Origin of the sequence: Enterobacter chuandaensis, assembly GCF_003594915.1 — a bacterium.
Classification (GTDB): Bacteria; Pseudomonadota; Gammaproteobacteria; order Enterobacterales; family Enterobacteriaceae; genus Enterobacter; species Enterobacter chuandaensis.
Window position 1 is genome coordinate 14,473 of record NZ_QZCS01000010.1, and the last position, 21,596, is coordinate 36,068.

The 21,596-nt window shown below is 57.5% G+C and carries 24 protein-coding genes; 17 read left to right on the forward strand and 7 right to left on the reverse strand.

Going from position 1 to position 21,596, the window contains the following annotated elements; genetic code table 11:
- The first annotated feature begins 74 nt into the window (after positions 1–74).
- The 8 genes from kbaZ (at position 75) to D5066_RS15580 (ending at position 8,204) form a co-directional block, all read left to right on the forward strand.
- A complete protein-coding gene (kbaZ, locus tag D5066_RS15545) occupies positions 75–1,382 on the forward strand; it encodes a tagatose-bisphosphate aldolase subunit KbaZ (protein WP_119916466.1) in 1,308 nt (435 codons plus the stop codon).
- A gap of 19 nt (positions 1,383–1,401) precedes the next feature.
- A complete protein-coding gene (gene agaV / locus D5066_RS15550; RefSeq protein WP_061096976.1) occupies positions 1,402–1,875 on the forward strand; it encodes a PTS N-acetylgalactosamine transporter subunit IIB in 474 nt (157 codons plus the stop codon).
- Positions 1,876–1,885: 10 nt separating this feature from the next.
- Positions 1,886–2,665: a PTS N-acetylgalactosamine transporter subunit IIC gene (gene agaW / locus D5066_RS15555; protein WP_119916467.1), complete on the forward strand. Its 780-nt coding sequence runs from the start codon at positions 1,886–1,888 to the stop codon at positions 2,663–2,665.
- On the forward strand, positions 2,655–3,533 hold the full coding sequence (gene agaE / locus D5066_RS15560) for a PTS N-acetylgalactosamine transporter subunit IID (RefSeq protein ID WP_119916468.1): 879 nt from the start codon (positions 2,655–2,657) through the stop codon (positions 3,531–3,533). Before agaW ends, agaE begins: the two co-directional genes overlap by 11 nt.
- Before the next feature lie 16 nt (positions 3,534–3,549).
- Positions 3,550–3,984, forward strand: a complete 435-nt coding sequence (gene agaF / locus D5066_RS15565; RefSeq protein WP_080328294.1) for a PTS galactosamine/N-acetylgalactosamine transporter subunit IIA — start codon at positions 3,550–3,552, stop codon at positions 3,982–3,984.
- A gap of 277 nt (positions 3,985–4,261) precedes the next feature.
- A complete protein-coding gene (locus tag D5066_RS15570) occupies positions 4,262–5,410 on the forward strand; it encodes an SIS domain-containing protein (RefSeq protein WP_119916469.1) in 1,149 nt (382 codons plus the stop codon).
- A gap of 12 nt (positions 5,411–5,422) precedes the next feature.
- Entirely contained in the window at positions 5,423–6,295 is an 873-nt protein-coding gene (gene kbaY, locus D5066_RS15575; RefSeq protein WP_080328296.1) for a tagatose-bisphosphate aldolase subunit KbaY, read from the forward strand.
- A gap of 19 nt (positions 6,296–6,314) precedes the next feature.
- Entirely contained in the window at positions 6,315–8,204 is a 1,890-nt protein-coding gene (locus D5066_RS15580; RefSeq protein ID WP_119916470.1) for an alpha-galactosidase, read from the forward strand.
- A 64-nt stretch (positions 8,205–8,268) separates the two neighbouring features.
- On the opposite strand, the gene rsmI is transcribed toward D5066_RS15580, so the two are convergent.
- Positions 8,269–9,132, reverse strand: coding sequence for a 16S rRNA (cytidine(1402)-2'-O)-methyltransferase (gene rsmI / locus D5066_RS15585; protein WP_080328298.1), 864 nt, complete (start codon positions 9,130–9,132; stop codon positions 8,269–8,271).
- A gap of 62 nt (positions 9,133–9,194) precedes the next feature.
- Here rsmI and D5066_RS15595 point away from each other — a divergent pair, with 62 nt between their 5' ends.
- The 4 genes from D5066_RS15595 to dolP are packed head-to-tail and all read left to right on the forward strand — an operon-like array spanning position 9,195 to position 12,892.
- Complete coding sequence (locus D5066_RS15595) at positions 9,195–11,342, forward strand: penicillin-binding protein activator (protein ID WP_119916471.1); 2,148 nt, start codon at positions 9,195–9,197, stop codon at positions 11,340–11,342.
- Positions 11,300–11,695: a YraN family protein gene (locus D5066_RS15600; protein WP_028014533.1), complete on the forward strand. Its 396-nt coding sequence runs from the start codon at positions 11,300–11,302 to the stop codon at positions 11,693–11,695. Before D5066_RS15595 ends, D5066_RS15600 begins: the two co-directional genes overlap by 43 nt.
- Before the next feature lie 21 nt (positions 11,696–11,716).
- Positions 11,717–12,307, forward strand: coding sequence for a DnaA initiator-associating protein DiaA (gene diaA, locus D5066_RS15605; protein ID WP_119916472.1), 591 nt, complete (start codon positions 11,717–11,719; stop codon positions 12,305–12,307).
- 9 nt (positions 12,308–12,316) lie between these two features.
- On the forward strand, positions 12,317–12,892 hold the full coding sequence (gene dolP, locus D5066_RS15610; RefSeq protein ID WP_014171764.1) for a division/outer membrane stress-associated lipid-binding lipoprotein: 576 nt from the start codon (positions 12,317–12,319) through the stop codon (positions 12,890–12,892).
- A gap of 48 nt (positions 12,893–12,940) precedes the next feature.
- Here dolP and D5066_RS15615 read toward each other — a convergent pair whose 3' ends face one another.
- Positions 12,941–13,978: a permease gene (locus D5066_RS15615; RefSeq protein WP_080328300.1), complete on the reverse strand. Its 1,038-nt coding sequence runs from the start codon at positions 13,976–13,978 to the stop codon at positions 12,941–12,943.
- Between the two features lie 40 nt (positions 13,979–14,018).
- Positions 14,019–14,663: an NAD(P)H-binding protein gene (locus D5066_RS15620; protein WP_119916473.1), complete on the reverse strand. Its 645-nt coding sequence runs from the start codon at positions 14,661–14,663 to the stop codon at positions 14,019–14,021.
- Between the two features lie 128 nt (positions 14,664–14,791).
- Here D5066_RS15620 and D5066_RS15625 point away from each other — a divergent pair, with 128 nt between their 5' ends.
- Positions 14,792–15,310, forward strand: coding sequence for a type 1 glutamine amidotransferase domain-containing protein (locus D5066_RS15625; RefSeq protein ID WP_080328302.1), 519 nt, complete (start codon positions 14,792–14,794; stop codon positions 15,308–15,310).
- Here D5066_RS15625 and D5066_RS15630 read toward each other — a convergent pair.
- Entirely contained in the window at positions 15,290–15,724 is a 435-nt protein-coding gene (locus D5066_RS15630; RefSeq protein ID WP_080328303.1) for a YhbP family protein, read from the reverse strand. The two genes, D5066_RS15625 and D5066_RS15630, sit on opposite strands and share 21 nt — an antisense overlap.
- A gap of 14 nt (positions 15,725–15,738) precedes the next feature.
- Here D5066_RS15630 and D5066_RS15635 point away from each other — a divergent pair, with 14 nt between their 5' ends.
- On the forward strand, positions 15,739–16,068 hold the full coding sequence (locus D5066_RS15635; protein ID WP_045260079.1) for a GIY-YIG nuclease family protein: 330 nt from the start codon (positions 15,739–15,741) through the stop codon (positions 16,066–16,068).
- Here the strand turns inward: D5066_RS15635 and D5066_RS15640 are convergent.
- A complete protein-coding gene (locus tag D5066_RS15640) occupies positions 16,055–16,558 on the reverse strand; it encodes a GNAT family N-acetyltransferase (protein WP_080328304.1) in 504 nt (167 codons plus the stop codon). The two genes, D5066_RS15635 and D5066_RS15640, sit on opposite strands and share 14 nt — an antisense overlap.
- A complete protein-coding gene (gene ubiT / locus D5066_RS15645; RefSeq protein ID WP_119916474.1) occupies positions 16,552–17,076 on the reverse strand; it encodes a ubiquinone anaerobic biosynthesis accessory factor UbiT in 525 nt (174 codons plus the stop codon). The genes D5066_RS15640 and ubiT overlap by 7 nt, the downstream gene beginning before the upstream one ends.
- Positions 17,077–17,287: 211 nt before the next feature.
- Between ubiT and ubiU the strand changes: the two genes are divergently transcribed.
- The 3 genes from ubiU (at position 17,288) to D5066_RS15660 (ending at position 20,255) form a co-directional block, all read left to right on the forward strand.
- Positions 17,288–18,283, forward strand: a complete 996-nt coding sequence (gene ubiU, locus D5066_RS15650) for a ubiquinone anaerobic biosynthesis protein UbiU (RefSeq protein WP_014885366.1) — start codon at positions 17,288–17,290, stop codon at positions 18,281–18,283.
- 7 nt (positions 18,284–18,290) lie between these two features.
- The gene (locus tag D5066_RS15655; protein ID WP_119916517.1) at positions 18,291–19,169 is read left to right on the forward strand and encodes a U32 family peptidase; all 879 of its coding nucleotides are present in this window, start codon (positions 18,291–18,293) and stop codon (positions 19,167–19,169) included.
- A 78-nt stretch (positions 19,170–19,247) separates the two neighbouring features.
- Positions 19,248–20,255: a luciferase-like monooxygenase gene (locus D5066_RS15660; protein WP_119916475.1), complete on the forward strand. Its 1,008-nt coding sequence runs from the start codon at positions 19,248–19,250 to the stop codon at positions 20,253–20,255.
- A gap of 89 nt (positions 20,256–20,344) precedes the next feature.
- Here the strand turns inward: D5066_RS15660 and mtr are convergent, their stop codons facing one another.
- The gene (mtr, locus tag D5066_RS15665) at positions 20,345–21,589 is read right to left on the reverse strand and encodes a tryptophan permease (RefSeq protein WP_119916518.1); all 1,245 of its coding nucleotides are present in this window, start codon (positions 21,587–21,589) and stop codon (positions 20,345–20,347) included.
- Positions 21,590–21,596 lie beyond the last annotated feature (7 nt).

The window sequence follows — 21,596 nt, forward strand, 5'->3', positions numbered from 1 at the left end:
CGTTTTATTTTTACACCACCATAATGCAGGATTAAATGAAACAAAACGAAAGATAAATATCATTACCATCCGAAATGGAGAGGAAAGTGAAACATCTGACAGAAATGGTGGAACAACATAAACGGGGGAATGCAAACGGGATTTATGCCGTCTGTTCCGCACATCCACTGGTGCTTGAAGCTGCCATTCGTTACGCCCATTCACGCCAGACGCCACTGCTGATTGAAGCGACCTCAAACCAGGTGGATCAGTTTGGCGGCTATACCGGCATGACCCCCGCCGATTTCCACGGGTTCGTCTGTAAGCTGGCGCAATCGCTTGGTTTCCCGACATCACAGCTGATCCTCGGCGGCGATCATTTAGGACCTAACCGCTGGCAAAACCTGCCTGCTCTGCAGGCGATGACGAACGCCGACGATCTGATCAAAAGCTACGTGGCAGCCGGGTTCAAGAAGATCCATCTCGACTGCAGCATGTCCTGCGAGGACGATCCGGTCCCCTTGACCGACGCGATTGTCGCCGGGCGCGCCGCGCGTCTGGCTAAGGTTGCCGAAGCGACCTGTCGCGAGCAGTTTGGTGAATCCGATCTGGTCTACGTTATCGGCACGGAAGTGCCGGTCCCGGGTGGCGCACACGACACGCTCACCGAACTTGACGTCACCACGCCAGAGGCAGCACGCGCCACCCTTGAAGCCCACCGCCACGCGTTCGAAAAGGAAGGCTTAAACGACATCTGGCCGCGCATCATTGGCCTTGTGGTCCAGCCGGGTGTGGAGTTCGACCACGCGCACGTCTGTGACTATCAGCCCAAAAAAGCCGTCGCGCTGAGTGAAATGGTCGAAGGGTACGACACACTGGTGTTTGAAGCGCACTCCACCGATTACCAGACGCCGCAGGCGCTGCGTCAGTTGGTGAACGATCACTTCGCTATTTTAAAAGTCGGCCCTGCCCTGACCTTTGCCCTGCGCGAAGCGCTGTTCTCACTGGCCGCCATTGAAGAAGAACTGCTGCCAGCGAAAGCCAGCTCGGGTCTGCGTCACGTTCTGGAAAACGTGATGCTCGATCGCCCGGAATACTGGCAAAGCCACTACCACGGCGACGGCAATGCGCGGCGTCTGGCGCGCGGCTACAGCTACTCCGACCGCGTGCGCTATTACTGGCCGGACAGCCAGATTGACGACGCCTTTGAACGACTGGTGCGCAACCTGGCAGACGAACCCATCCCGCTGCCGCTTATCAGCCAGTATCTGCCACTGCAGTACAGCAAAGTTCGCGAGGACGCTCTCAAGTCAACGCCACGGGAACTCATCATTGACCACATTCAGGACATACTCCAGCAGTACCATGCCGCCTGCGAAGGCGTAACGACTCCACACGCATAATTAAAAAGAGGAAAACGCTATGCCAAACATTGTCTTATGCCGCATTGATGAACGCCTGATCCACGGACAGGTGGGCGTGCAGTGGGTGGGGTTTGCGGGGGCAAACCTGGTGCTGGTGGCAAATGACGAGGTTGCAGACGATCCGGTTCAACAAAACCTGATGGAAATGGTACTCGCGGAAGGGATCGCCGTGCGTTTCTGGTCGCTGCAAAAAACGATCGACAACATTCACCGCGCCGCTGACCGCCAGAAAATTCTGCTGGTCTGCAAATCACCCGCCGATTTTCTGAAGCTGGTTGAAGGCGGCGTACCTATCACCCGTATCAATGTCGGAAACATGCACTACGCCAGTGGCAAACAGCAAATTGCCAAAACGGTCTCTGTCGACGCGAACGATATCGCAGCGTTCAACGGCCTGAAAGCGGCCGGGGTGGAATGCTTTGTTCAGGGCGTCCCAACAGAGACCGCTTTGGATCTCTTTAAACTGCTTTGAGGGATTCACAATGGAAATCAGTCTGTTGCAGGCATTCGCGCTGGGGCTTCTTGCCTTTATCGCGGGCCTGGATATGTTTAACGGCTTAACACATATGCACCGCCCGGTGGTGCTTGGCCCCCTGGTCGGTCTGATTCTGGGCGATCTGCATACCGGGATCCTGACCGGCGGTACGTTAGAGCTGGTCTGGATGGGTCTGGTGCCGCTTGCGGGCGCGCAGCCGCCAAACGTGATTATCGGCACTATCGTCGGCACCACGTTTGCCATCACCACGGGCGTGAAGCCGGATGTCGCCGTTGGGGTCGCGGTGCCGTTTGCCGTGGCGGTTCAGATGGGTATCACCTTCCTCTTCTCCGTGATGTCCGGCGTGATGTCCCGCTGCGATCGCATGGCGGCCAATGCGGACACCAACGGCATTGAGCGGGTTAACTATCTCGCCCTGCTGGCGCTGGGTATCTTCTACTTCCTGTGTGCATTTCTGCCGATTTACTTCGGTGCGGAACACGCGAAAACCGCCATTGATGTCCTGCCGGAACGTCTGATAGACGGCCTTGGCGTCGCGGGCGGCATCATGCCAGCCATCGGCTTCGCCGTGCTGCTGAAGATCATGATGAAAAACGTCTACATCCCTTACTTCATTATTGGTTTTGTCGCCGCGGCCTGGCTGAAGCTTCCGGTGCTGGCGATTGCAGCAGCGGCACTGGCAATGGCGCTGATTGACCTGATGCGTAAATCACCTGAACCGGCGGCTCCCGCAGCTCAGAAAGAGGAATTCGAAGATGGCATCTAACCAAACCACCCTGCCGGGCATCTCTGAAAATGAAGAGACCCTGCTCACCGGCGTGAATGAAAACGTCTATGAAGACCAGACCATTGGCGCGGAGCTGACGAAGAAAGACATTAACCGCGTGGCCTGGCGCTCCATGCTGTTACAGGCGTCGTTCAACTACGAGCGTATGCAGGCCTCCGGCTGGCTGTATGGGCTACTGCCTGCCCTGAAAAAGATCCACACCAATAAGCGTGACCTGGCGCGCGCCATGAAAGGCCACATGGGGTTCTTTAATACCCACCCGTTTCTGGTGACCTTTGTTATCGGCATTATCCTGGCAATGGAGCGTTCCAAGCAGGATGTAAACAGCATTCAGAGCACCAAAATTGCGGTCGGTGCTCCGCTCGGCGGCATCGGCGACGCCATGTTCTGGCTGACCCTGCTGCCCATCTGCGGCGGTATCGGCGCCAGCCTGGCACTGCAGGGGTCGATTCTGGGCGCCGTGGTCTTTATCGTCCTGTTTAACGTGGTGCACCTCGGCCTGCGTTTTGGCCTGGCGCATTACGCTTACCGGATGGGCGTGGCGGCCATTCCGCTTATTAAAGCCAACACCAAAAAGGTCGGCCATGCTGCGTCCATTGTGGGGATGACGGTGATCGGTGCGCTGGTGGCGACCTACGTGCGCCTGAATACCACGCTCGAAATCAAAGCCGGGGATGCAGTTGTTAAGCTGCAAACCGACGTGATTGACAAGCTGATGCCCGCTTTTTTACCGCTGGTTTACACCCTGACCATGTTCTGGCTGGTGCGCCGCGGCTGGAGCCCGCTGCGCCTGATTGGCATCACCGTAGTGCTGGGCGTTGTCGGTAAATTCTGTCACTTCCTGTAAAAGCAAAGAGGTTGCGATGTTAGGCATTATTTTGACGGGGCACGGCGGCTTTGCCAGCGGGCTTGAACAGGCGATGAGGCAGATCCTTGGCGAGCAGCCGCAGTTTATCGCCATCGATTTTCCGGAAACCTCCACTACTGCCAGGCTGACCGCTCAGCTTGCGCAGGCGGTGAGTGAGCTGGATCCACAGCAGGATATTATTTTTCTCACCGATCTTCTCGGCGGCACGCCGTTTCGCGTGGCGTCAACGCTCGCGATGCAAAGACCGGGTAGCGAAGTGATTACCGGCACCAACCTGCAGCTTTTGCTGGAAATGGTGCTGGAACGTGACGGGTTAAGCAGCGAAGCGTTTCGTCTGCAGGCGCTGGCGTGTGGCCACCGCGGCCTGACCAGCCTGGTGGATGAACTGGGTCGCTGTCGCGAGGAAGCCCCCGCAGAGGAAGGAATATGATTCGGTTACTTTCCCAGCGCTCGCCTTTGTAGTCTTACATAGCGTGTTCCGGTGGCCTTACGGCATCAGATCGTAAGGCCTTTCTTTTCCTTTCCTTGATCCTTCCCTTTCCTTTCACGATCACACTTTTCGTTTTATTTCTTTTCTTTCATTGAACTTTCGATTTCTTTTCTATAGATTTTATTTAACTGCTAATGTGAACAAGTGAAACGAAACGAAAGATAGCGACACGTTTGCCAGCGTCTGATGTGGATTTCACACGACTAAGGACTGAGTTATGCCACAAACCACCGCCGCCGCCACAACCGGCACCTGGACCGAAGAGGAGATCCGCCAGCAGCCTGCCAGCTGGATCCGCTCACTCAACAACATTGATAATCTGCGCACCTCGATTGACGGTTTCCTGACGCCGCTGCTGCGTAAGCACGATCTGCGGATCGTCCTCACCGGCGCGGGCACCTCCGCGTTTATTGGCGAGATAATTGCCCCCTGGCTTGCGAGCCACACCGGGAAAAATGTTTCTGCCATACCGACAACCGATCTGGTCACCAACCCGATGGATTACTTCAGCCCGGCGCACCCGCTGCTGCTGGTCTCTTTTGCCCGCTCCGGCAATAGCCCGGAGAGCGTCGCCGCCGTTGAGCTGGCAAACCGGTTCGTGCCGGAGTGCTACCACCTGTCGATCACCTGCAACGAAGCGGGAAGCCTGTACCAGAACGCGGTCGACGGTGATAACGCCTTTGCCCTGCTGATGCCTGCCGAAACGCACGATCGCGGGTTCGCGATGACCAGCAGCATTACCACCATGATGGCAAGCTGCCTGGCTGTATTCGCACCAGAGACGATCGGCAGCCAAAGCTTCCGTGACGTGGCCGATCGCTGCCAGGCGATCCTCACCTCGCTCGGGGATTTCAGCCAGGGCGTCTTTGGCAACGAACCGTGGAAACGCGTTGTGTATCTGGGAAGCGGCGGTCTGCAGGGCGCGGCGCGCGAATCGGCGCTGAAGGTGCTGGAGCTGACCGCGGGCAAGCTGGCGGCGTTTTACGATTCGCCAACGGGCTTTCGTCACGGACCTAAGTCACTGGTGGATAACGAAACGCTGGTGGTGGTGTTTATCTCCAGCCATCCGTATACGCGTCAGTACGATCTGGATCTGCTGGCCGAACTTCGCCGCGATCGCCAGGCCATGCGCGTGGTTGCCATCGCCGCTGAAAACGATCCGGTTATTGAAGCGGGGCCGCATATCCTGCTGCCGCCTTCCCGTCCGTTTAACGATATGGAGCAGGCGTTCTGCTTCCTGATCTACGCCCAGGTCTTTGCACTGACCCAGTCTCTGCATGTTGGAAATACGCCGGACACGCCATCCGCCAGCGGAACGGTCAACCGCGTGGTTCAGGGCGTGGTTATTCATCCGTGGCAGGCTTAAGAGGATCGTATTATGAGTATTATTTCGACCAAATATCTTCTGCAGGACGCGCAGGCAAAGGGCTATGCCGTTCCGGCCTTTAACATCCATAACGCCGAGACGATCCAGGCGATCCTTGAAGTGTGCAGCGAAATGCGATCGCCCGTGATCCTCGCCGGGACGCCGGGCACCTTTAAACATATTGCGCTGGAAGAGATCTATGCCCTGTGCAGCGCATACTCCCTCAGCTACGACATGCCGCTGGCGCTGCATCTCGATCATCACGAATCGCTGGATGACATTCGTCGCAAGGTACATGCCGGCGTACGCAGCGCGATGATCGACGGCAGCCATTTTCCGTTTGAACAAAACGTGAAGCTGGTGAAATCGGTGGTTGATTTCTGCCACCTCAACGACTGTAGCGTTGAGGCCGAACTGGGGCGTCTGGGGGGTGTGGAAGATGACATGAGCGTCGACGCCGAAAGCGCATTTCTGACCGACCCGCAGGAGGCGAAACGCTTCGTTGAGCTGACCGGCGTGGACAGCCTCGCCGTCGCCATCGGCACCGCGCATGGCCTCTATACCAAACGCCCCAAAATTGACTTCCAGCGCCTGGCTGAGATCCGCGAGGTGGTAACGGTGCCGCTGGTGTTGCACGGTGCGAGCGATGTTCCGGATGACGATGTACGCCGCACCATTGAACTGGGGGTATGCAAAGTTAACGTCGCAACCGAGCTGAAAATCGCCTTCTCAGACGCGGTCAAAGCCTGGTTTGCCGAGAACCCGCAGGGCAACGATCCGCGCTTCTACATGCGCGTCGGGATGGACGCCATGAAAGAGGTGGTCCGAAGCAAAATCACCGTTTGCGGCTCAGCGAACAGGCTGCTGCTTCCGACAGAAGCATAACCAAAAGGATCTTACCCTGATGAAAAAAATCCTCACCCTCTCATTGCTTGCCCTGTGCGTTTCCCATGGCACGATGGCTGCGAACTACACGCTCACTAACGACAAAATTGCCCTGTCCTTTGATGACGCCAATTCAACGGTGGTGGTGACTGATAAAAAGGCCAACCACCCCATCACCCCGCAGGAGTTGTTCTTTCTGACGCTGGCGGACGAAACCAAAATTCACACCGCTGATTTCAAAATCAAGCACGTCGAAAAGCAGGACAGCGCCATTGTCATCGACTTTACCCATCCGGATTTTAACGTGACGGTGAAGCTCAACCTGGTGAAGGATAATTACGCCAGCATCGATTACACCCTCGCGGCTGTAGGCCAGCCGCGTGACGTGGCGAAAATCACCTTCTTCCCGACGAAAAAGCAGACACAGGCCCCTTACGTTGACGGGGCGATCAACAGCTCGCCGATTGTCGCGGACTCGTTCTTTATTCTCCCGGACAAGCCCATCGTTAACACCTACGCCTATGAAGCGACGACCAACCTTAATGTAGAGTTGAAAACGCCGATTCAGCCCGCAACGCCGGTCAGCTATACCACCTACTTCGGCACCTTCCCGGAAACCAGCCAGCTGCGCCGCAGCGTGAACCAGTTTATTAATGCCGTGCGTCCGCGTCCGTATAAGCCTTACCTGCACTACAACAGCTGGATGGATATTGGCTTCTTTACCCCCTATTCCGAACAGGACGTGCTGGGGCGGATGGACGAATGGAATAAGGAATTTATCGCCGGACGTGGCGTGGCGCTGGATGCCTTCCTGCTGGACGATGGCTGGGACGATCTTACCGGGCGCTGGCTTTTTGGCCCGGCATTCAGCAACGGTTTTGGCAAAGTACGGGAAAAAGCCGACAGCCTGCACAGCTCGGTCGGACTGTGGCTCTCACCGTGGGGAGGCTACAACAAACCGCGCGACGTTCGCGTCTCGCATGCAAAAGAGTATGGGTTCGAAACCGTCGACGGGAAGCTGGCGCTGTCAGGACCGAACTACTTTAAGAACTTCAATGAGCAGATCGTTAAGCTTATCAAAAACGAACACATTACCTCGTTCAAGCTGGACGGAATGGGTAACGCCAACGCGCATATCCCGGGCAGCCCGTATGCCTCGGATTTTGACGCCTCTATTGCTCTGCTGCATAACATGCGAAGCGCCAACCCGAATCTGTTTATCAACCTGACAACAGGCACCAACGCCAGCCCGTCCTGGCTGTTCTACGCGGATTCCATCTGGCGTCAGGGTGATGACATCAACCTGTACGGTCCCGGCACGCCGGTACAGCGGTGGATGACCTACCGCGATGCGGAAACGTACCGCTCCATTGTGCGTAAAGGCCCGCTGTTCCCGCTGAACTCGCTGATGTATCACGGCATCGTCAGCGCAGAAAACGCCTATTACGGGCTGGAGAAGGTGCAAACGGACAGCGATTTTGCCGATCAGGTCTGGAGCTACTTCGCCACCGGCACCCAGTTGCAGGAGCTGTATATCACCCCTTCAATGCTGAACAAGGTGAAGTGGGATACGCTGGCGCAGGCCGCGAAATGGTCGCGGGATAATGCCAGCGTGCTGGTGGATACACACTGGATTGGTGGTGATCCAACCGCGCTGCAGGTTTACGGCTGGGCTTCGTGGAGTAAAGAGAAAGCCATCCTCGGCTTGCGTAACCCGTCGGATAAGCCGCAAAGCTACTACCTGGATTTAGCGAAAGAGTTTGAAATCCCCACGGGAGACGCGGCGCAGTTTAGTCTGAAAGCGGTGTACGGCAGTAATTCAACCGTACCGGAGGAGTACAAAAACGCGGTGGTAATTACACTGCAGCCGCTGGAAACGCTGGTGTTTGAGGCGATGCCAGGTAAATAGAAGAGTACATAAATCTGTAGGCCGGGCAAGGCGCAGCCGCCACCCGGCAAAACAGTAGCAGGAGTTACTCCCCCTGCTGCTCCAGCGCATACTTATACAGCGCATTTTTCTTCACGCCATGGATCTCCGCCGCTAATGCCGCCGCTTTCTTCAGCGGCAGTTCGGCCTGTAGCAAGGCCAGCGTACGCAGCGCATCGGCAGGCAGGGCATCCTCTTCCGCTTTATGCCCTTCGACAATCAGCACCATTTCGCCTTTGCGGCGGTTTTCATCTTCCTTCACCCACGCCAGTAGTTCTCCTACCGGCGCGCCGTGAATGGTTTCCCAGGTTTTGGTCAGCTCACGCGCCAGCACCACGTAGCGGGATTCTCCCCAGACGGTCACCATGTCTTCCAGGCTTTCCAGCAGGCGGTGGGTGGATTCGTAAAAGATCAGGGTACGCGGTTCCGCTTCCAGATCCTTCAACACATCACGACGGCCTTTGGATTTGGCAGGCAGGAAACCTTCATAACAGAAACGGTCGGACGGCAGACCGGCCGCGCTCAGCGCAGCAATGGCGGCGCACGGCCCCGGCAGTGGCACAACGCGAATACCGGCTTCGCGACAGGTGCGCACCAGATGGTAGCCAGGATCGTTAATCAGCGGCGTCCCGGCATCGGAGACCAGCGCAATGTTCTGCCCCTCTTTGAGCTTCGCCACCAGCGTGTCGGCTTTTTGTTGCTCATTGTGATCGTGAAGGGCAAACAAACGGGCGTTAATCGCGAAATGTTGCAGCAGTAAACCGGTGTGTCGGGTGTCTTCAGCAGCAATTAAATCAACAGCTTGCAATACGGTGAGTGCACGTTGGGTAATATCAGACAAATTCCCGATAGGAGTAGGTACAATATAAAGCTGGCCTTGAGAATTATCTGCCGTTTCGTGTTGTTTCATTGTTTCGTCCGTATTGCCGATTTAATATTGAGCATTGCGTAAAAAAAATCACTGGATACAGTATGGTACCGTTAACGTTTCTTCGAAAAAAAGCCACGCGCAGCGTGCCGCTGCTGCTCGCAGCCCTGATTTTTGCAGGCTGTGGCACCCAGGCACCTGACCAGAGCACCGCCCATCTTCAGGGCTCCGCTCAGGCTGATTCTGGCTTTTATCTGCAACAAATGTCGCAGAGTACAAATGATACCAGGATCAACTGGCAATTACTCGCCATTCGTGCACTGCTGAAAGAAGGTAAAACCCAGCAGGCTGCTGAGCTGTTCAACCAGCTGCCGAAAGATCTTAACGATACCCAGCGTACAGAGCAGAGTCTGCTTTCTGCCGAGCTGAAGGTTGCGCAGAAAGATTATGATGGCGCGAAAAAGATCCTGGGGAGCATCGACCTGAGCGCGCTGGATAAAAACCAACAGGCGCGCTTCTGGCAGGCGGGCATTACCGCTGAGCAGGGACGCCCTTCCCTGACCCTGCTGCGCGCCTTGATCGCCCAGGAGCCGCTGCTCGCTGGTGCCGACAAGCAGAAAAACATTGATGCCACCTGGCAGGCGCTTGCCTCGATGACCCAGGATCAGGCAAAGGCGCTGGTCATCAACGCCGATGAAAACGTGCTGCAGGGCTGGCTTGATCTGCAACAGATGTGGTTTAACAACCGCAGCGATCCTAAGATGCTGAAAGCCGGTATTACCGACTGGCAGACCCGCTACCCGCAGAACCCGGGCGCGAAAATGCTGCCCACACAGCTGGTAAACGTGCAGAACTTTAAGCCCGCCTCGACCAGCAAAATCGCGCTGCTTCTGCCGCTAAATGGCCAGGCAGCCGTGTTTGGCCGCACTATTCAGCAGGGCTTTGAAGCGGCGAAAAACGGCACGACTCCGGTAACGGGCAGTGCGGTACCGGTACAGGCAGCGCAGGCGGCCAACGTGAACGACGTTGTCAGCCCGTCAGCAGCAGAGACCAGCGACCTGACCACAGCACAAACCCCACCGCAAGGCACGATGCAAAACCCGGTGACGGCACCGACTACGCCTCCGGCTACCTCAGCACCTGCAACACAGCCTCCGGCTGAGACACAGGCGACGCCTGCGCCAGAGGCAACAGCAGAACAGCCTCAACAGCAGCCTGTACAGCCAGCATCCCAACCTGCTGCACAGCCGCAGGCCGTGGCAACCACCAGCGCCAACCCGGGCGCTGAGCTGAAAATCTACGACACCAGCTCGCAGCCGCTTGACCAGGTGCTGGCGCAGGTTCAGCAGGACGGGGCAAGCATCGTTGTCGGCCCGCTGCTGAAAAACAACGTGGAAGAGCTGATGAAGAGCAATACCACGCTGAACGTACTGGCGCTCAACCAGCCGGAACAGGTTCAGAACCGGGCCAATATTTGCTACTTCGCGCTTTCCCCTGAAGATGAAGCCCGCGATGCGGCGCGTCATATTCACGAGCAGGGTAAACAGGCTCCGCTTCTGCTCATCCCACGCAGTGCGCTGGGCGATCGCGTGGCCAACGCCTTTGCCGATGAGTGGCAGAAGCTGGGCGGCGGCGTGGTGCTGCAGCAGAAATTCGGTTCAGTGTCTGAACTGCGCGCTGGCGTAAACGGTGGAGCGGGTATCGCGCTTAACGGCAGTCCTGTCACCGCGAGCCTGCCACAGCAGCAGAGCGTGACGATTGGCGGCCTGACCATCCCTGCCCCGCCTACCGACGCGCAGATTAGCGGCGGCGGGAAAGTAGATGCGGCCTATATCATTGCCACGCCGCAGGAGATCGCCTTTATCAAACCGATGATTGCGATGCGTAACGGCAGTCAGAGCGGCGCAACGCTCTACGCCAGCTCCCGCAGCGCGCAGGGCACCGCAGGCCCGGATTTCCGTCTGGAAATGGACGGCCTGCAGTACAGCGAAATTCCGATGCTGGCAGGTAGCAACCCGGCGCTGATGCAGCAGGCGCTAAGCTCCGTACGTAACGACTACTCTCTGGCGCGTCTGTATGCGATGGGTGTTGATGCGTGGGCGCTGGCAAACCACTTTACCCAGATGCGTCAGGTGCCGGGCTTTGAGCTTAACGGCAACACCGGCGATCTGACCGCCACTCAGGACTGTGTGATTAACAGGAAGTTATCATGGCTCAAATACCAGCAGGGGCAAATCGTCCCGGCCAGTTAAGCCGTAAAGAGACCGGCGATGCGTGGGAGTTAAAAGCGCGTCGCTGGCTTGAAGGCAAAGGACTGCGCTTTATCGCCGCTAACGTCCGCGGGCGCGGCGGCGAAATTGATCTGATCATGAAAGACGGTCAGGTGATTGTGTTTGTAGAAGTCCGCTTTCGACAGTCTTCCCGTTTTGGCGGTGCTGCCGCCAGCGTGACGCTCGCCAAACAACATAAATTATTACAGACTGCCCACTTGTGGCTTGCCCGCCATAATGGGAGCTTTGATACTGTGGATTGCCGTTTCGATGTGATAGCCTTCACCGGAAATGAGATCGAATGGCTTAAAAACGCTTTTGGCGAAGACGCATAATTAAGATTTAAAAGGGATAACGTGCTCGAAAGAATTAAAGTGTGCTTCACAGAAAGCATCCAGACTCAGATTGCCGCGGCGGAAGCCCTTCCGGACGCAATCTCTCGCGCTGCAATGACGCTGGTGCAATCCCTGCTTAACGGCAACAAAATCCTCTGTTGTGGCAACGGAACCTCAGCCGCCAACGCACAGCATTTTGCTGCCAGCATGATTAACCGTTTTGAAACCGAACGCCCGAGTTTACCTGCCGTTGCACTTAATACCGATAATGTGGTCTTAACAGCGATTGCTAACGATCGTCTGCATGACGAAATTTACGCAAAGCAGGTGCGCGCCCTGGGGCATGCCGGCGATGTGCTGCTGGCCATCTCTACGCGCGGCAACAGCCGGGACATCGTCAAAGCCGTTGAAGCCGCCGTTACCCGCGACATGACCATCGTCGCCTTAACCGGCTACGACGGCGGTGAGCTGGCGGGCTTGCTTGGGCCGCAGGATGTGGAAATTCGCATTCCGTCTCACCGTAGCGCACGTATTCAGGAGATGCATATGCTCACGGTGAACTGCTTGTGCGATTTGATCGATAACACGCTTTTCCCTCACCAGGATGATTAAGGAGTTTTTATGAAGGCTTTATCGACCCTCGCAGTCCTTATGTCTGCACTACTGCTGCAGGGATGTATCGCTGCGGCCGTTGTGGGTACTGCCGCCGTAGGCACCAAAGCAGCGACCGATCCGCGCTCTGTGGGAACGCAGGTGGATGACGGTACGCTGGAGCTGCGGGTCAACAGTGCGCTGTCGAAAGACGAACAAATTAAGAAAGAAGCGCGTATTAACGTAACGGCTTATCAGGGCAAAGTCCTGCTGACGGGCCAGTCACCGAATACCGAGCTCTCCAGCCGCGCGAAACAGATCGCAATGGGCGTTGAGGGCACAACGGAAGTCTTTAATGAAATCCGTCAGGGTCAGCCAATCAGCCTGGGCACCGCGTCGTCTGACACCTGGATCACCACCAAAGTCCGCTCCCAGCTGCTGGGCTCAGACCAGGTGAAATCCTCAAACGTGAAAGTGACGACTGAAAACGGCGAAGTGTTCCTGCTGGGTCTGGTGACCGACCGTGAAGGGAAAGCGGCGGCGGATATCGCCAGCCGGGTGAGCGGCGTGAAGCACGTCACCACCGCGTTTACCTACATTAAGTAATCCACGCCTGACTAAAAGCCCGGTAAGCGCGAGCGCTACCGGGCTTTTTTACATCAACGCAATACTCCCCACCATCACCCCGCTCAACGCCACAAGCCCCGCCGTCAGCCACAGCGCTTTCGCCGGAAAAGACTTACGCAGCATGATGAGCGACGGCAGGCTGATCGCCGGCAGCGTAATCAGCAGCGCAAGCGCCGGTGCGGTGCCCATACCGGCCAGCATCATGGTTTGCACGATCGGGATCTCCGCCGCCGTGGGGATCACGAACAGGCAGCCTGCAATGGCCATCGCAATCACCCACATCAGCGAGTTGTCGATGGCGCCATCCGCATGGGGGAACAGCCAGACGCGCGCCGCGCCCAGAACCAGTACCGCCAGGATATACACCGGGATGGTGCTCCAGAAAAGCTGCCAGAGCGCTTTGCCCCAGCGCGTAAAGAACCCTCCCTGCGGTTCGCTGACGTCCAGTTCAACGGAAGCAGGCTCTGGCGCGTTATCCTTCACCAGCTTTTGCACCAGCGTCGCCACCGCCAGCACCGTCACCAGCCCGGCAACCAGACGGATAGCGGCAAAATGCCAGCCGAGCACAAAGCCCATAAACACCAGCGTCGCCGGGTTGAGCAGCGGGTTACCCATCCAGAACGCCAGCGCGCCGCCCATCGACACCCTCTGGCGGCGCATACCCGCCGCCACCGGCGCGGCGCAGCAGGAGCACATCATGCCCGGCAGAGAGAAAATCGTCCCCAGCAGCGTGCCCTGAAAGCGCGGCTGACCAAGCGTTTTCATCAGCCAGTTGCGCGGGATCAGCACCTGAATCAGCGAGCCCAGAATCACGCCTAACACGGCGGCTTTCCAGACGGCAAGGAAGTAGACCATGGCGTAGTCCCATGCCGCCTGAAGCGGGCTGGCATCAGCCTGAGCGAGAATAGATTTACCGATGCTGTGCGTTTCGGCAGCGGTGAAGGCTTTACCGTAGTACGGCTGCCATTTCACATACCAGAGGCCAATGATGACCACGAGAAAGAAGAGTGCGGGCTTCCACCATTGGACAGGTGTTGCCGCCTGAGATGAAGACTGACCAGTCATACCATTCCCCGGAGAGTGTTATTTAATAAGCCGGAGAAGTTTACGCCTCGCCCTGTGCGATTTCACGCAGTTTTGCCGAAGGGATGATATTAACGCCCTCCTGCGACGGTGCCAGCGCCTCTTTCAGCATCGCCTGCGCGACGTCCCGTGCCTCAATGGACTTCCAGTTACCCGGCAGGATGCGAAACAGCGGGGCAAAAAAGGACTCGTTAAAACGCCGTTCGTCGCGGTGGCCAATTAGCATCGAAGGCCGCGCGATGGTCAGGCGCTCCCACTTCTGCGCAATCAGCGCCTCTTCCATCTTGCCCTTCACCTGGTTGTAAAAAAACGGCGAGCCTGCGTTCGCGCCGTGCGAGCTGACCACCAGGAAATGTTTTGCTCCCAGCTTTTTCGCCGTCAGGGCGGTATCCACCACCAGCGTGTAGTCCGCATGGACAAACGCCTCTTTACTCCCGGCCTCACGCCGCGTCGTGCCCAGGCAGCAAAAAGCGATATCAATCGGATCCTGCACCTGCGCCAGCGCGTCGGTGAGCTGCGGATCGTGCGGATTAAAGACGCCTGTGACATCCAGCAGCGGGCGCCGCGTCGGTGCGGCAATGTAGTTGATGTGGCGATCCTGGATCAGCAGCCGCAGCAAATGTCCGCCCACCAGCCCGGTAGCGCCGGTAATCAGTACCTGACTCATCGTATCCCCTTTACAGAATTGTCCGTTTGCGAACTCAGCGTGGTCGGCCACACTTAGAAGTCTGTTACAGGTAAGTATTTACCACAAGCGGAGAAAAATCAGTCTGAAGCCAAAACAACGGAGGAAGCATGGGTAAAAAAATCGCAGTCCTGATTACCGACGAGTTTGAAGATTCAGAATTCACCTCTCCCGCAGAGGCGTTCCGCAAGGCGGGACATGAGGTTATTACCATTGAGAAAGAAGCGGGTAAAACGGTGAAAGGCCATAAGGGCGAGGCCAGCGTGACGATTGATCAGTCTATTGATAACGTCAGCCCGTCCGATTTCGACGCTCTGCTGCTGCCGGGCGGCCATTCACCGGATTCCCTGCGCGGAGATGAGCGCTTCGTGACCTTTACGCGAGATTTTGTTTCTACGGGCAAACCGGTGTTCGCCATTTGCCACGGCCCGCAGTTGCTGATCAGCGCCGAAGTGGTACGCGGGCGTAAGCTCACGGCGGTGAAACCGATCGTTATCGATCTGAAAAACGCAGGGGCTGAGTTCTACGATCAGGAAGTGGTTAACGACAAGGACCAGCTGATCACCAGCCGGACCCCGGACGATCTCCCGGCGTTTAACCGCGAAGCGCTACGCCTGCTCGGCGCGTAGCCAGTGCAGCTTCTTGCCAAAGCCCAGGGTGTTATCGGTAAATTTCAGCTCATCGAGGCGGATTTCCCACACCGGGGCTTTTAGCGCAGCGGCAACCGGGAAGCGGCGCGTGTAGAGCTTACGGCGCGCGTCGCCCTCTTCTCCATCCAGACGACGGATCTCCCCTTTGAACTGCACGCCGCGGATCAGCGCGACGGTTTTCGGCTGCCCGTTTACCGTGCCCGCCACCTTTGCCTGCTGGCCGGTCATCTGCGCATGCCGGGTTTTGTCCTCACTCATGACGTAAAAAGCGACGCGTTCAGGATCGTAGTAGTAAAAGGCGTTGGCGCACCACATTTCGCCCTCGCGATATACGCACCAGGTCACGACATGCTGCTTCGCCAGCCAGCGGTTAATGGCGGCCAGTGTTTCCATTTTCGTTCTCTCTCATGCTATGGTGCGTTCACCTTAACATACTGAATCTGTTTACCGTGTGCTGGTTTCTCTATCTTGTCCGAACCGCTGATAACGCTCTCTACACCGGGATCACTACCGATGTGGCGCGGCGTTTTTTACAACATCAAACGGGGAAAGGGGCAAAAGCACTGCGGGGGAAAGGCGAACTGCAGCTGGCATTTTCAGCCGCGGTGGGCGACAGATCGCTGGCGCTCAGGCTGGAGTACCGCATCAAGCAGCTAACGAAGCGCCAGAAGGAGCGCCTCGTGACCGGAGACGGCTCCTTTGAGGCGCTACGCGAGAGCCTGATTAAAAGCGATTGAAATGATCGTGGTAGTCCACCAGACCATTTACGCCGTTCAGGGCATCATCCGCCAGGCGGTGCACCTGGAAAGCGGACTCGGTGCCCGGCCAGCGGCAGCGCAGATCGTAATGCGCCGCCTGCTCAAAGCCTAAGCGGCCATAGAACGCCGGATCGCCCAGCGTGACCACGGCGGCGTAGCCAAACTCATTCAGCGAGTCCAGCCCTTCATACACCAGCTGGCGCGCCAGACCCTGCCCGCGATAGTTTTCATCTACCGCCAGCGGTGCCATGCCCACCCACTGAATGTCTTCGCCCTGAACGATGACCGGGCTGAAGGCCACATAGCCGACAACCTGACCTTCGTCATCGGTAGCAACCAGCCCCAGCGTAATCAGGCCGTCTTCGCGGAGATCGTGGACCAGTTGGGCTTCCGCGTCGCTCTCAAAAGAGCGGCGTAATAACGCATCGATACCCGGTGCATCAATCCCTATTTCGACTCGAATCAGCATGGCTCACCTACTGAAGTGTGTTTACTGTCCGGCGGGTTTTTCAGCCCAGCCTCAACAAAATCGGCCATTTGCATCAGCATCACGCGCAGCGCTTTCGGCATCTGCTCCAGCTCAATGGCATCCATTAAATTCTTCACGTACAGGCCAAGCTCCGTGTCCCCTTCAATCACCAGACGGCGCTGGAAGAAGAGGGTGTCCGGGTCCTGCTTACGCGCGGCGATCATCAGCAGATCGCTGGCATCTGCGCTAAAGCTCACGTCCGCCTCGGCGGACTCGCGCACGATCAGCTGGTCATTCTCTACGGAGGTAAACCAGCGCAGCCCGATATCACGCACCTCAATGCTCAGCCAGCGGCCTTCCAGAAACTCCAGTTCGCCGTCCTGCAGCGCCTGGCGGAACTGCCAGCTCAGGACCTGCTCCAGCACCTGGCGCTTAAGCGCGAACGGTGCCAGCCTGACCGGCACGCTCAGCATTGATGGACCAAATTGTACGAGACGTGAACGCAGTTTATCCAGCACGAGCTTTACTCCCTGATATCTGTAATCCCGCTATTTTGCCACATCCACTCCAGAACATAGCGGCGTAAATCAACAAACCGTCGTCGGATGTACCTCATTATTGGTGCCATCAATACGCCATTAGCTGCCTTAAATCAAAAATTGTCGCGTATGGGTTAATTAAAATCCCAGCTCGTTAACATTTTTGCGATCGACTACATCAGGATAAATTATGGAGCTGCTCTGCCCAGCCGGAAACCTTCCGGCGCTTAAGGCGGCCATCGAAAATGGGGCCGATGCGGTCTATATCGGGCTGAAGGATGACACCAACGCCCGCCATTTTGCTGGCCTTAACTTTACGGAGAAAAAGCTTCAGGAAGCCGTTAACTTCGTTCACCAGCACCGCCGCAAACTGCATATCGCCATCAACACGTTTGCCCATCCTGATGGCTACGCCCGCTGGCAGCGCGCGGTGGACATGGCGGCACAGCTGGGTGCCGATGCGCTGATCCTGGCCGACCTCGCTATGCTTGAGTATGCCGCAGAACGCTATCCGCATATTGAGCGCCACGTCTCTGTTCAGGCATCCGCAACGAACGAAGAAGCGGTGCGTTTTTATCATCAACACTTCGATGTCGCCCGCGTGGTGCTGCCGCGCGTGCTCTCTATTCATCAGGTTAAGCAACTCGCGCGCGTCACGCCAGTGCCGTTGGAAGTTTTTGCCTTTGGTAGCCTGTGCATCATGGCCGAGGGCCGGTGTTATCTTTCCTCTTATTTAACCGGTGAATCACCGAATACCGTCGGGGCCTGCTCCCCTGCCCGCTTTGTCCGCTGGCAGCAGACCCCTCAGGGGCTGGAGTCTCGCCTGAATGAGGTGCTGATTGACCGCTATCAGGACGGTGAGAACGCCGGTTATCCAACCCTGTGTAAAGGCCGCTATCTTGTCGACGGCGAGCGCTACCACGCGCTGGAAGAGCCCACCAGCCTTAACACGCTGGAATTGCTGCCCGAACTGCTGGCCGCCAATATTGCCTCGGTGAAAATTGAGGGTCGCCAGCGCAGCCCGGCCTACGTGAGCCAGGTGGCGAAGGTCTGGCGTCAGGCCATCGACCGCTGTATGGCGGACCCGCAGAACTACGCCCCGCAGGCGGCGTGGATGGAGACGCTCGGTTCGATGTCCGAAGGCACGCAAACCACGCTTGGCGCGTATCACCGTAAATGGCAGTGAGATCATCATGAAATATTCATTAGGCCCGGTGCTCTACTACTGGCCAAAAGAGACGCTGGAAGATTTTTACCAACAGGCCGCCACCAGCAGCGCCGATGTGATTTACCTCGGCGAAGCGGTATGTAGCAAGCGCCGCGCCACCAAAGTGGGCGACTGGCTGGATATGGCGAAAAGCCTGGCCGGCAGCGGCAAGCAGGTGGTGCTCTCGACGCTCGCGCTGGTGCAGGCGTCTTCCGAACTGGGCGAGCTGAAGCGCTACGTCGAAAACGGCGAGTTCCTGCTGGAAGCGAGCGATCTCGGCGTGGTCAACATGTGCGCCGAGCGTAAGCTGCCGTTTGTCGCGGGCCATGCGCTGAACTGCTATAACGCCGTGACGCTGCGCCTGCTGCTCAAACAGGGGATGACGCGCTGGTGTATGCCGGTGGAACTCTCCCGCGACTGGCTGGCGAACCTGCTCACTCAGTGTGACGAGCTAGGCATTCGCCATCAGTTTGAAGTGGAAGTGCTGAGCTACGGTCATCTGCCGCTGGCCTACTCCGCCCGCTGCTTCACCGCGCGCTCGGAGGATCGCCCAAAAGACGAATGCGAAACCTGCTGCATTAAATACCCGAACGGGCGCAGCATGCTGTCGCAGGAAAATCAGCAGGTGTTTGTCCTGAACGGCATTCAGACCATGAGCGGCTATGTCTATAACCTCGGCAACGAGCTGGCGTCGATGGACGGCCTGGTGGACATGGTGCGCCTGTCGCCGCTGGATACCGGCGTGTTCGCGATGCTGGACGCCTTCCGCGCCAACGAAAAAGGCACCGCTCCGCTGCCGCTGACGGCAAACAGCGAATGCAACGGCTACTGGAAACGGCTGGCCGGGCTGGAATTGCAGGCGTAAAAAAAGCTCACTTTGTTAACAACGGTTATCATTTTTTAATGCAGTATTAAAGATTCACCGTCGACAAAGTGAGCTGTTATGACTGACAAAACCATTCCGTTTTCGGTGCTGGATCTGGCGCCGATCCCACAAGGCTCCTCCGCGCGAGAAGCCTTTTCGCACTCTCTCGATCTCGCTCTACTCGCCGAAAAGCGTGGCTATCACCGCTACTGGCTGGCCGAGCATCACAACATGGTGGGCATCGCTAGCGCTGCGACCTCGGTACTGATTGGTTATCTGGCGGCAAATACTACCACCCTGCACCTGGGCTCCGGCGGCGTGATGCTGCCGAACCACGCCCCGCTGGTGATTGCCGAGCAGTTTGGCACCCTGAATACCCTTTACCCGGGCCGTATTGACCTTGGGCTTGGCCGTGCGCCAGGCAGCGACCAGCCGACCATGCGCGCCCTGCGCCGCCATATGAGCGGTGATATCGACAACTTCCCGCGCGACGTGGCCGAGCTGGTGGACTGGTTCGACGCGCGCGATCCGAACCCGCACGTACGCCCGGTGCCAGGCTACGGCGAGAAGATCCCGGTATGGCTGTTAGGCTCAAGTCTTTATAGCGCGCAGCTTGCCGCACAGCTGGGACTGCCGTTTGCCTTCGCTTCCCACTTCGCACCAGATATGCTGCATCAGGCGCTGCATCTTTACCGCACGAACTTCAAACCGTCCGAGCGTCTGGAGAAACCTTACGCGATGGTGTGTATCAATATCATTGCCGCCGACAGCAACCGCGATGCGGAATTCCTGTTTACCTCCATGCAGCAGGCGTTTGTGAAGCTGCGTCGCGGTGAGACGGGGCAGCTTCCGCCGCCGGTAGAAAATATGCATCTGCTGTGGTCAGCCTCCGAACAGTATGGCGTTCAGCAGGCGCTGAGCATGTCGCTGGTGGGTGATAAGGCAAAAGTGCGTCACGGGCTGGAAGCGGTGCTGCGTGAAACGCAGGCGGATGAAATTATGGTTAACGGGCAGATTTTTGATCACCAGGCGCGCTTGCACTCGTTTGATTTGGCGATGCAGGTGAAAGAGGAGTTGGTGGGGTAGCCATTGTTTCGCCCGGTGGCGCTGCGCTTACCGGGCCTACGGGATCGCGTAGGCCGGATAAGGCGTAGCCGCCATCCGGCACAAAAGACTCACTGATACACAGGCAGCAGATTAAAACTCGACAGCACGTGCACCACGGCATTGCCCGCGCCAAACACCAGGATCAGCGCAATCATCGGCTTGCCGCCCCAGACGCGGAATTTCGGGCTGCCGAAGCGTTGTCGTGATTTGCGCGCCAGCAGCGCCGGCACAATCGCCGCCCAGATGGTGGCCGCCAGCCCTGCATAGCCGATGGCGTACAGGAAGCCGTTCGGCCACAGCAGACCGCCCGCAATCGGCGGCAGGAAGGTCAGCAGCGCGGTTTTGAAACGCCCCATCGCAGAATCATCAAAGCCAAACAGATCTGCCAGGTAGTCAAACAGGCCCAGCGTCACGCCGAGGAATGAACTCGCCACCGCAAAGTTGGAGAAGACCACCAGCAGCAGATCCAGGCTGCGGCTGTTCAGCACACCGCTCAGGGCCTGCACCAGCACGTCGATGTTACCGCCCTTCTGCGCAATGCCGATAAACTCCGGGCGCGGGATGTTGCCCATCGTCCCCAGCAACCAGATGACATACAGCCCCAGCGCCAGCAGCGTGCCGTAAACCAGGCACTTCACGATGGTGCGCGGATCCTTGCCGTAGTACTTCATCAGGCTCGGCACGTTGCCGTGGTAGCCGAATGACGCCAGGCAGAAAGGCAGGGTCATCAGCAGGTACGGCGTGTAGGAGGTATTTACTTCCGCGACGTTAAACAGCGTGGCGGGGGTCACGTGCCCCAGCAGGCTACCAAAGGTCAGGAAGAAGGTAATAACCTTAGCGCCCAGCACGATGGCCGTCATGCGGCTCACCGCTTTAGTACTCATCCAGACGATAAACGCCACGCCCAGTGCAAAACAGAGCCCCGCCAGACGCGCCGGAACGTTCAGCGACATCTCCGAGAACGTGTGATGCAGAATCGAGCCGCTCGCCGAGATATACGCGTAGGTCAGAATGTAGAGCACAAACGCGATGGAAAGCCCGTTCACCAGGTTCCAGCCTTTGCCCAGCAGATCTTTGGTGATGGTGTCGAAGCTGGAGCCAATGCGGTAGTTCAGGTTAGCTTCAAGGATCATCAGACCGGAATGGAGCATACAGAACCATGTGAATACCAGCGCGGCCAGCGACCAGAAGAACCACGCACCGGACATGACCACGGGCAGGGAAAACATCCCGGCACCAATAATGGTTCCGCCGATGATCACCACGCCGCCAAGCAGCGAAGGTGACGTTTGGGTGGTGGTTAGTGTCGCCATACAGCCT

Bases quoted from the DNA above. Each gene is read 5' to 3' on its own strand.
- kbaZ (WP_119916466.1), top strand. From the start codon at position 75: ATGGAGAGGAAAGTGAAACATCTGACAGAAATGGTGGAACAACATAAA.
- agaV (WP_061096976.1), top strand. From the start codon at position 1,402: ATGCCAAACATTGTCTTATGCCGCATTGATGAACGCCTGATCCACGGA.
- agaW (WP_119916467.1), top strand. From the start codon at position 1,886: ATGGAAATCAGTCTGTTGCAGGCATTCGCGCTGGGGCTTCTTGCCTTT.
- agaE (WP_119916468.1), top strand. From the start codon at position 2,655: ATGGCATCTAACCAAACCACCCTGCCGGGCATCTCTGAAAATGAAGAG.
- agaF (WP_080328294.1), top strand. From the start codon at position 3,550: ATGTTAGGCATTATTTTGACGGGGCACGGCGGCTTTGCCAGCGGGCTT.
- D5066_RS15570 (WP_119916469.1), top strand. From the start codon at position 4,262: ATGCCACAAACCACCGCCGCCGCCACAACCGGCACCTGGACCGAAGAG.
- kbaY (WP_080328296.1), top strand. From the start codon at position 5,423: ATGAGTATTATTTCGACCAAATATCTTCTGCAGGACGCGCAGGCAAAG.
- D5066_RS15580 (WP_119916470.1), top strand. From the start codon at position 6,315: ATGAAAAAAATCCTCACCCTCTCATTGCTTGCCCTGTGCGTTTCCCAT.
- rsmI (WP_080328298.1), bottom strand. From the start codon at position 9,132: ATGAAACAACACGAAACGGCAGATAATTCTCAAGGCCAGCTTTATATT.
- D5066_RS15595 (WP_119916471.1), top strand. From the start codon at position 9,195: ATGGTACCGTTAACGTTTCTTCGAAAAAAAGCCACGCGCAGCGTGCCG.
- D5066_RS15600 (WP_028014533.1), top strand. From the start codon at position 11,300: ATGGCTCAAATACCAGCAGGGGCAAATCGTCCCGGCCAGTTAAGCCGT.
- dolP (WP_014171764.1), top strand. From the start codon at position 12,317: ATGAAGGCTTTATCGACCCTCGCAGTCCTTATGTCTGCACTACTGCTG.
- D5066_RS15615 (WP_080328300.1), bottom strand. From the start codon at position 13,978: ATGACTGGTCAGTCTTCATCTCAGGCGGCAACACCTGTCCAATGGTGG.
- D5066_RS15620 (WP_119916473.1), bottom strand. From the start codon at position 14,663: ATGAGTCAGGTACTGATTACCGGCGCTACCGGGCTGGTGGGCGGACAT.
- D5066_RS15625 (WP_080328302.1), top strand. From the start codon at position 14,792: ATGGGTAAAAAAATCGCAGTCCTGATTACCGACGAGTTTGAAGATTCA.
- D5066_RS15630 (WP_080328303.1), bottom strand. From the start codon at position 15,724: ATGGAAACACTGGCCGCCATTAACCGCTGGCTGGCGAAGCAGCATGTC.
- D5066_RS15635 (WP_045260079.1), top strand. From the start codon at position 15,739: ATGCTATGGTGCGTTCACCTTAACATACTGAATCTGTTTACCGTGTGC.
- D5066_RS15640 (WP_080328304.1), bottom strand. From the start codon at position 16,558: ATGCTGATTCGAGTCGAAATAGGGATTGATGCACCGGGTATCGATGCG.
- ubiU (WP_014885366.1), top strand. From the start codon at position 17,288: ATGGAGCTGCTCTGCCCAGCCGGAAACCTTCCGGCGCTTAAGGCGGCC.
- D5066_RS15655 (WP_119916517.1), top strand. From the start codon at position 18,291: ATGAAATATTCATTAGGCCCGGTGCTCTACTACTGGCCAAAAGAGACG.
- D5066_RS15660 (WP_119916475.1), top strand. From the start codon at position 19,248: ATGACTGACAAAACCATTCCGTTTTCGGTGCTGGATCTGGCGCCGATC.
- mtr (WP_119916518.1), bottom strand. From the start codon at position 21,589: ATGGCGACACTAACCACCACCCAAACGTCACCTTCGCTGCTTGGCGGC.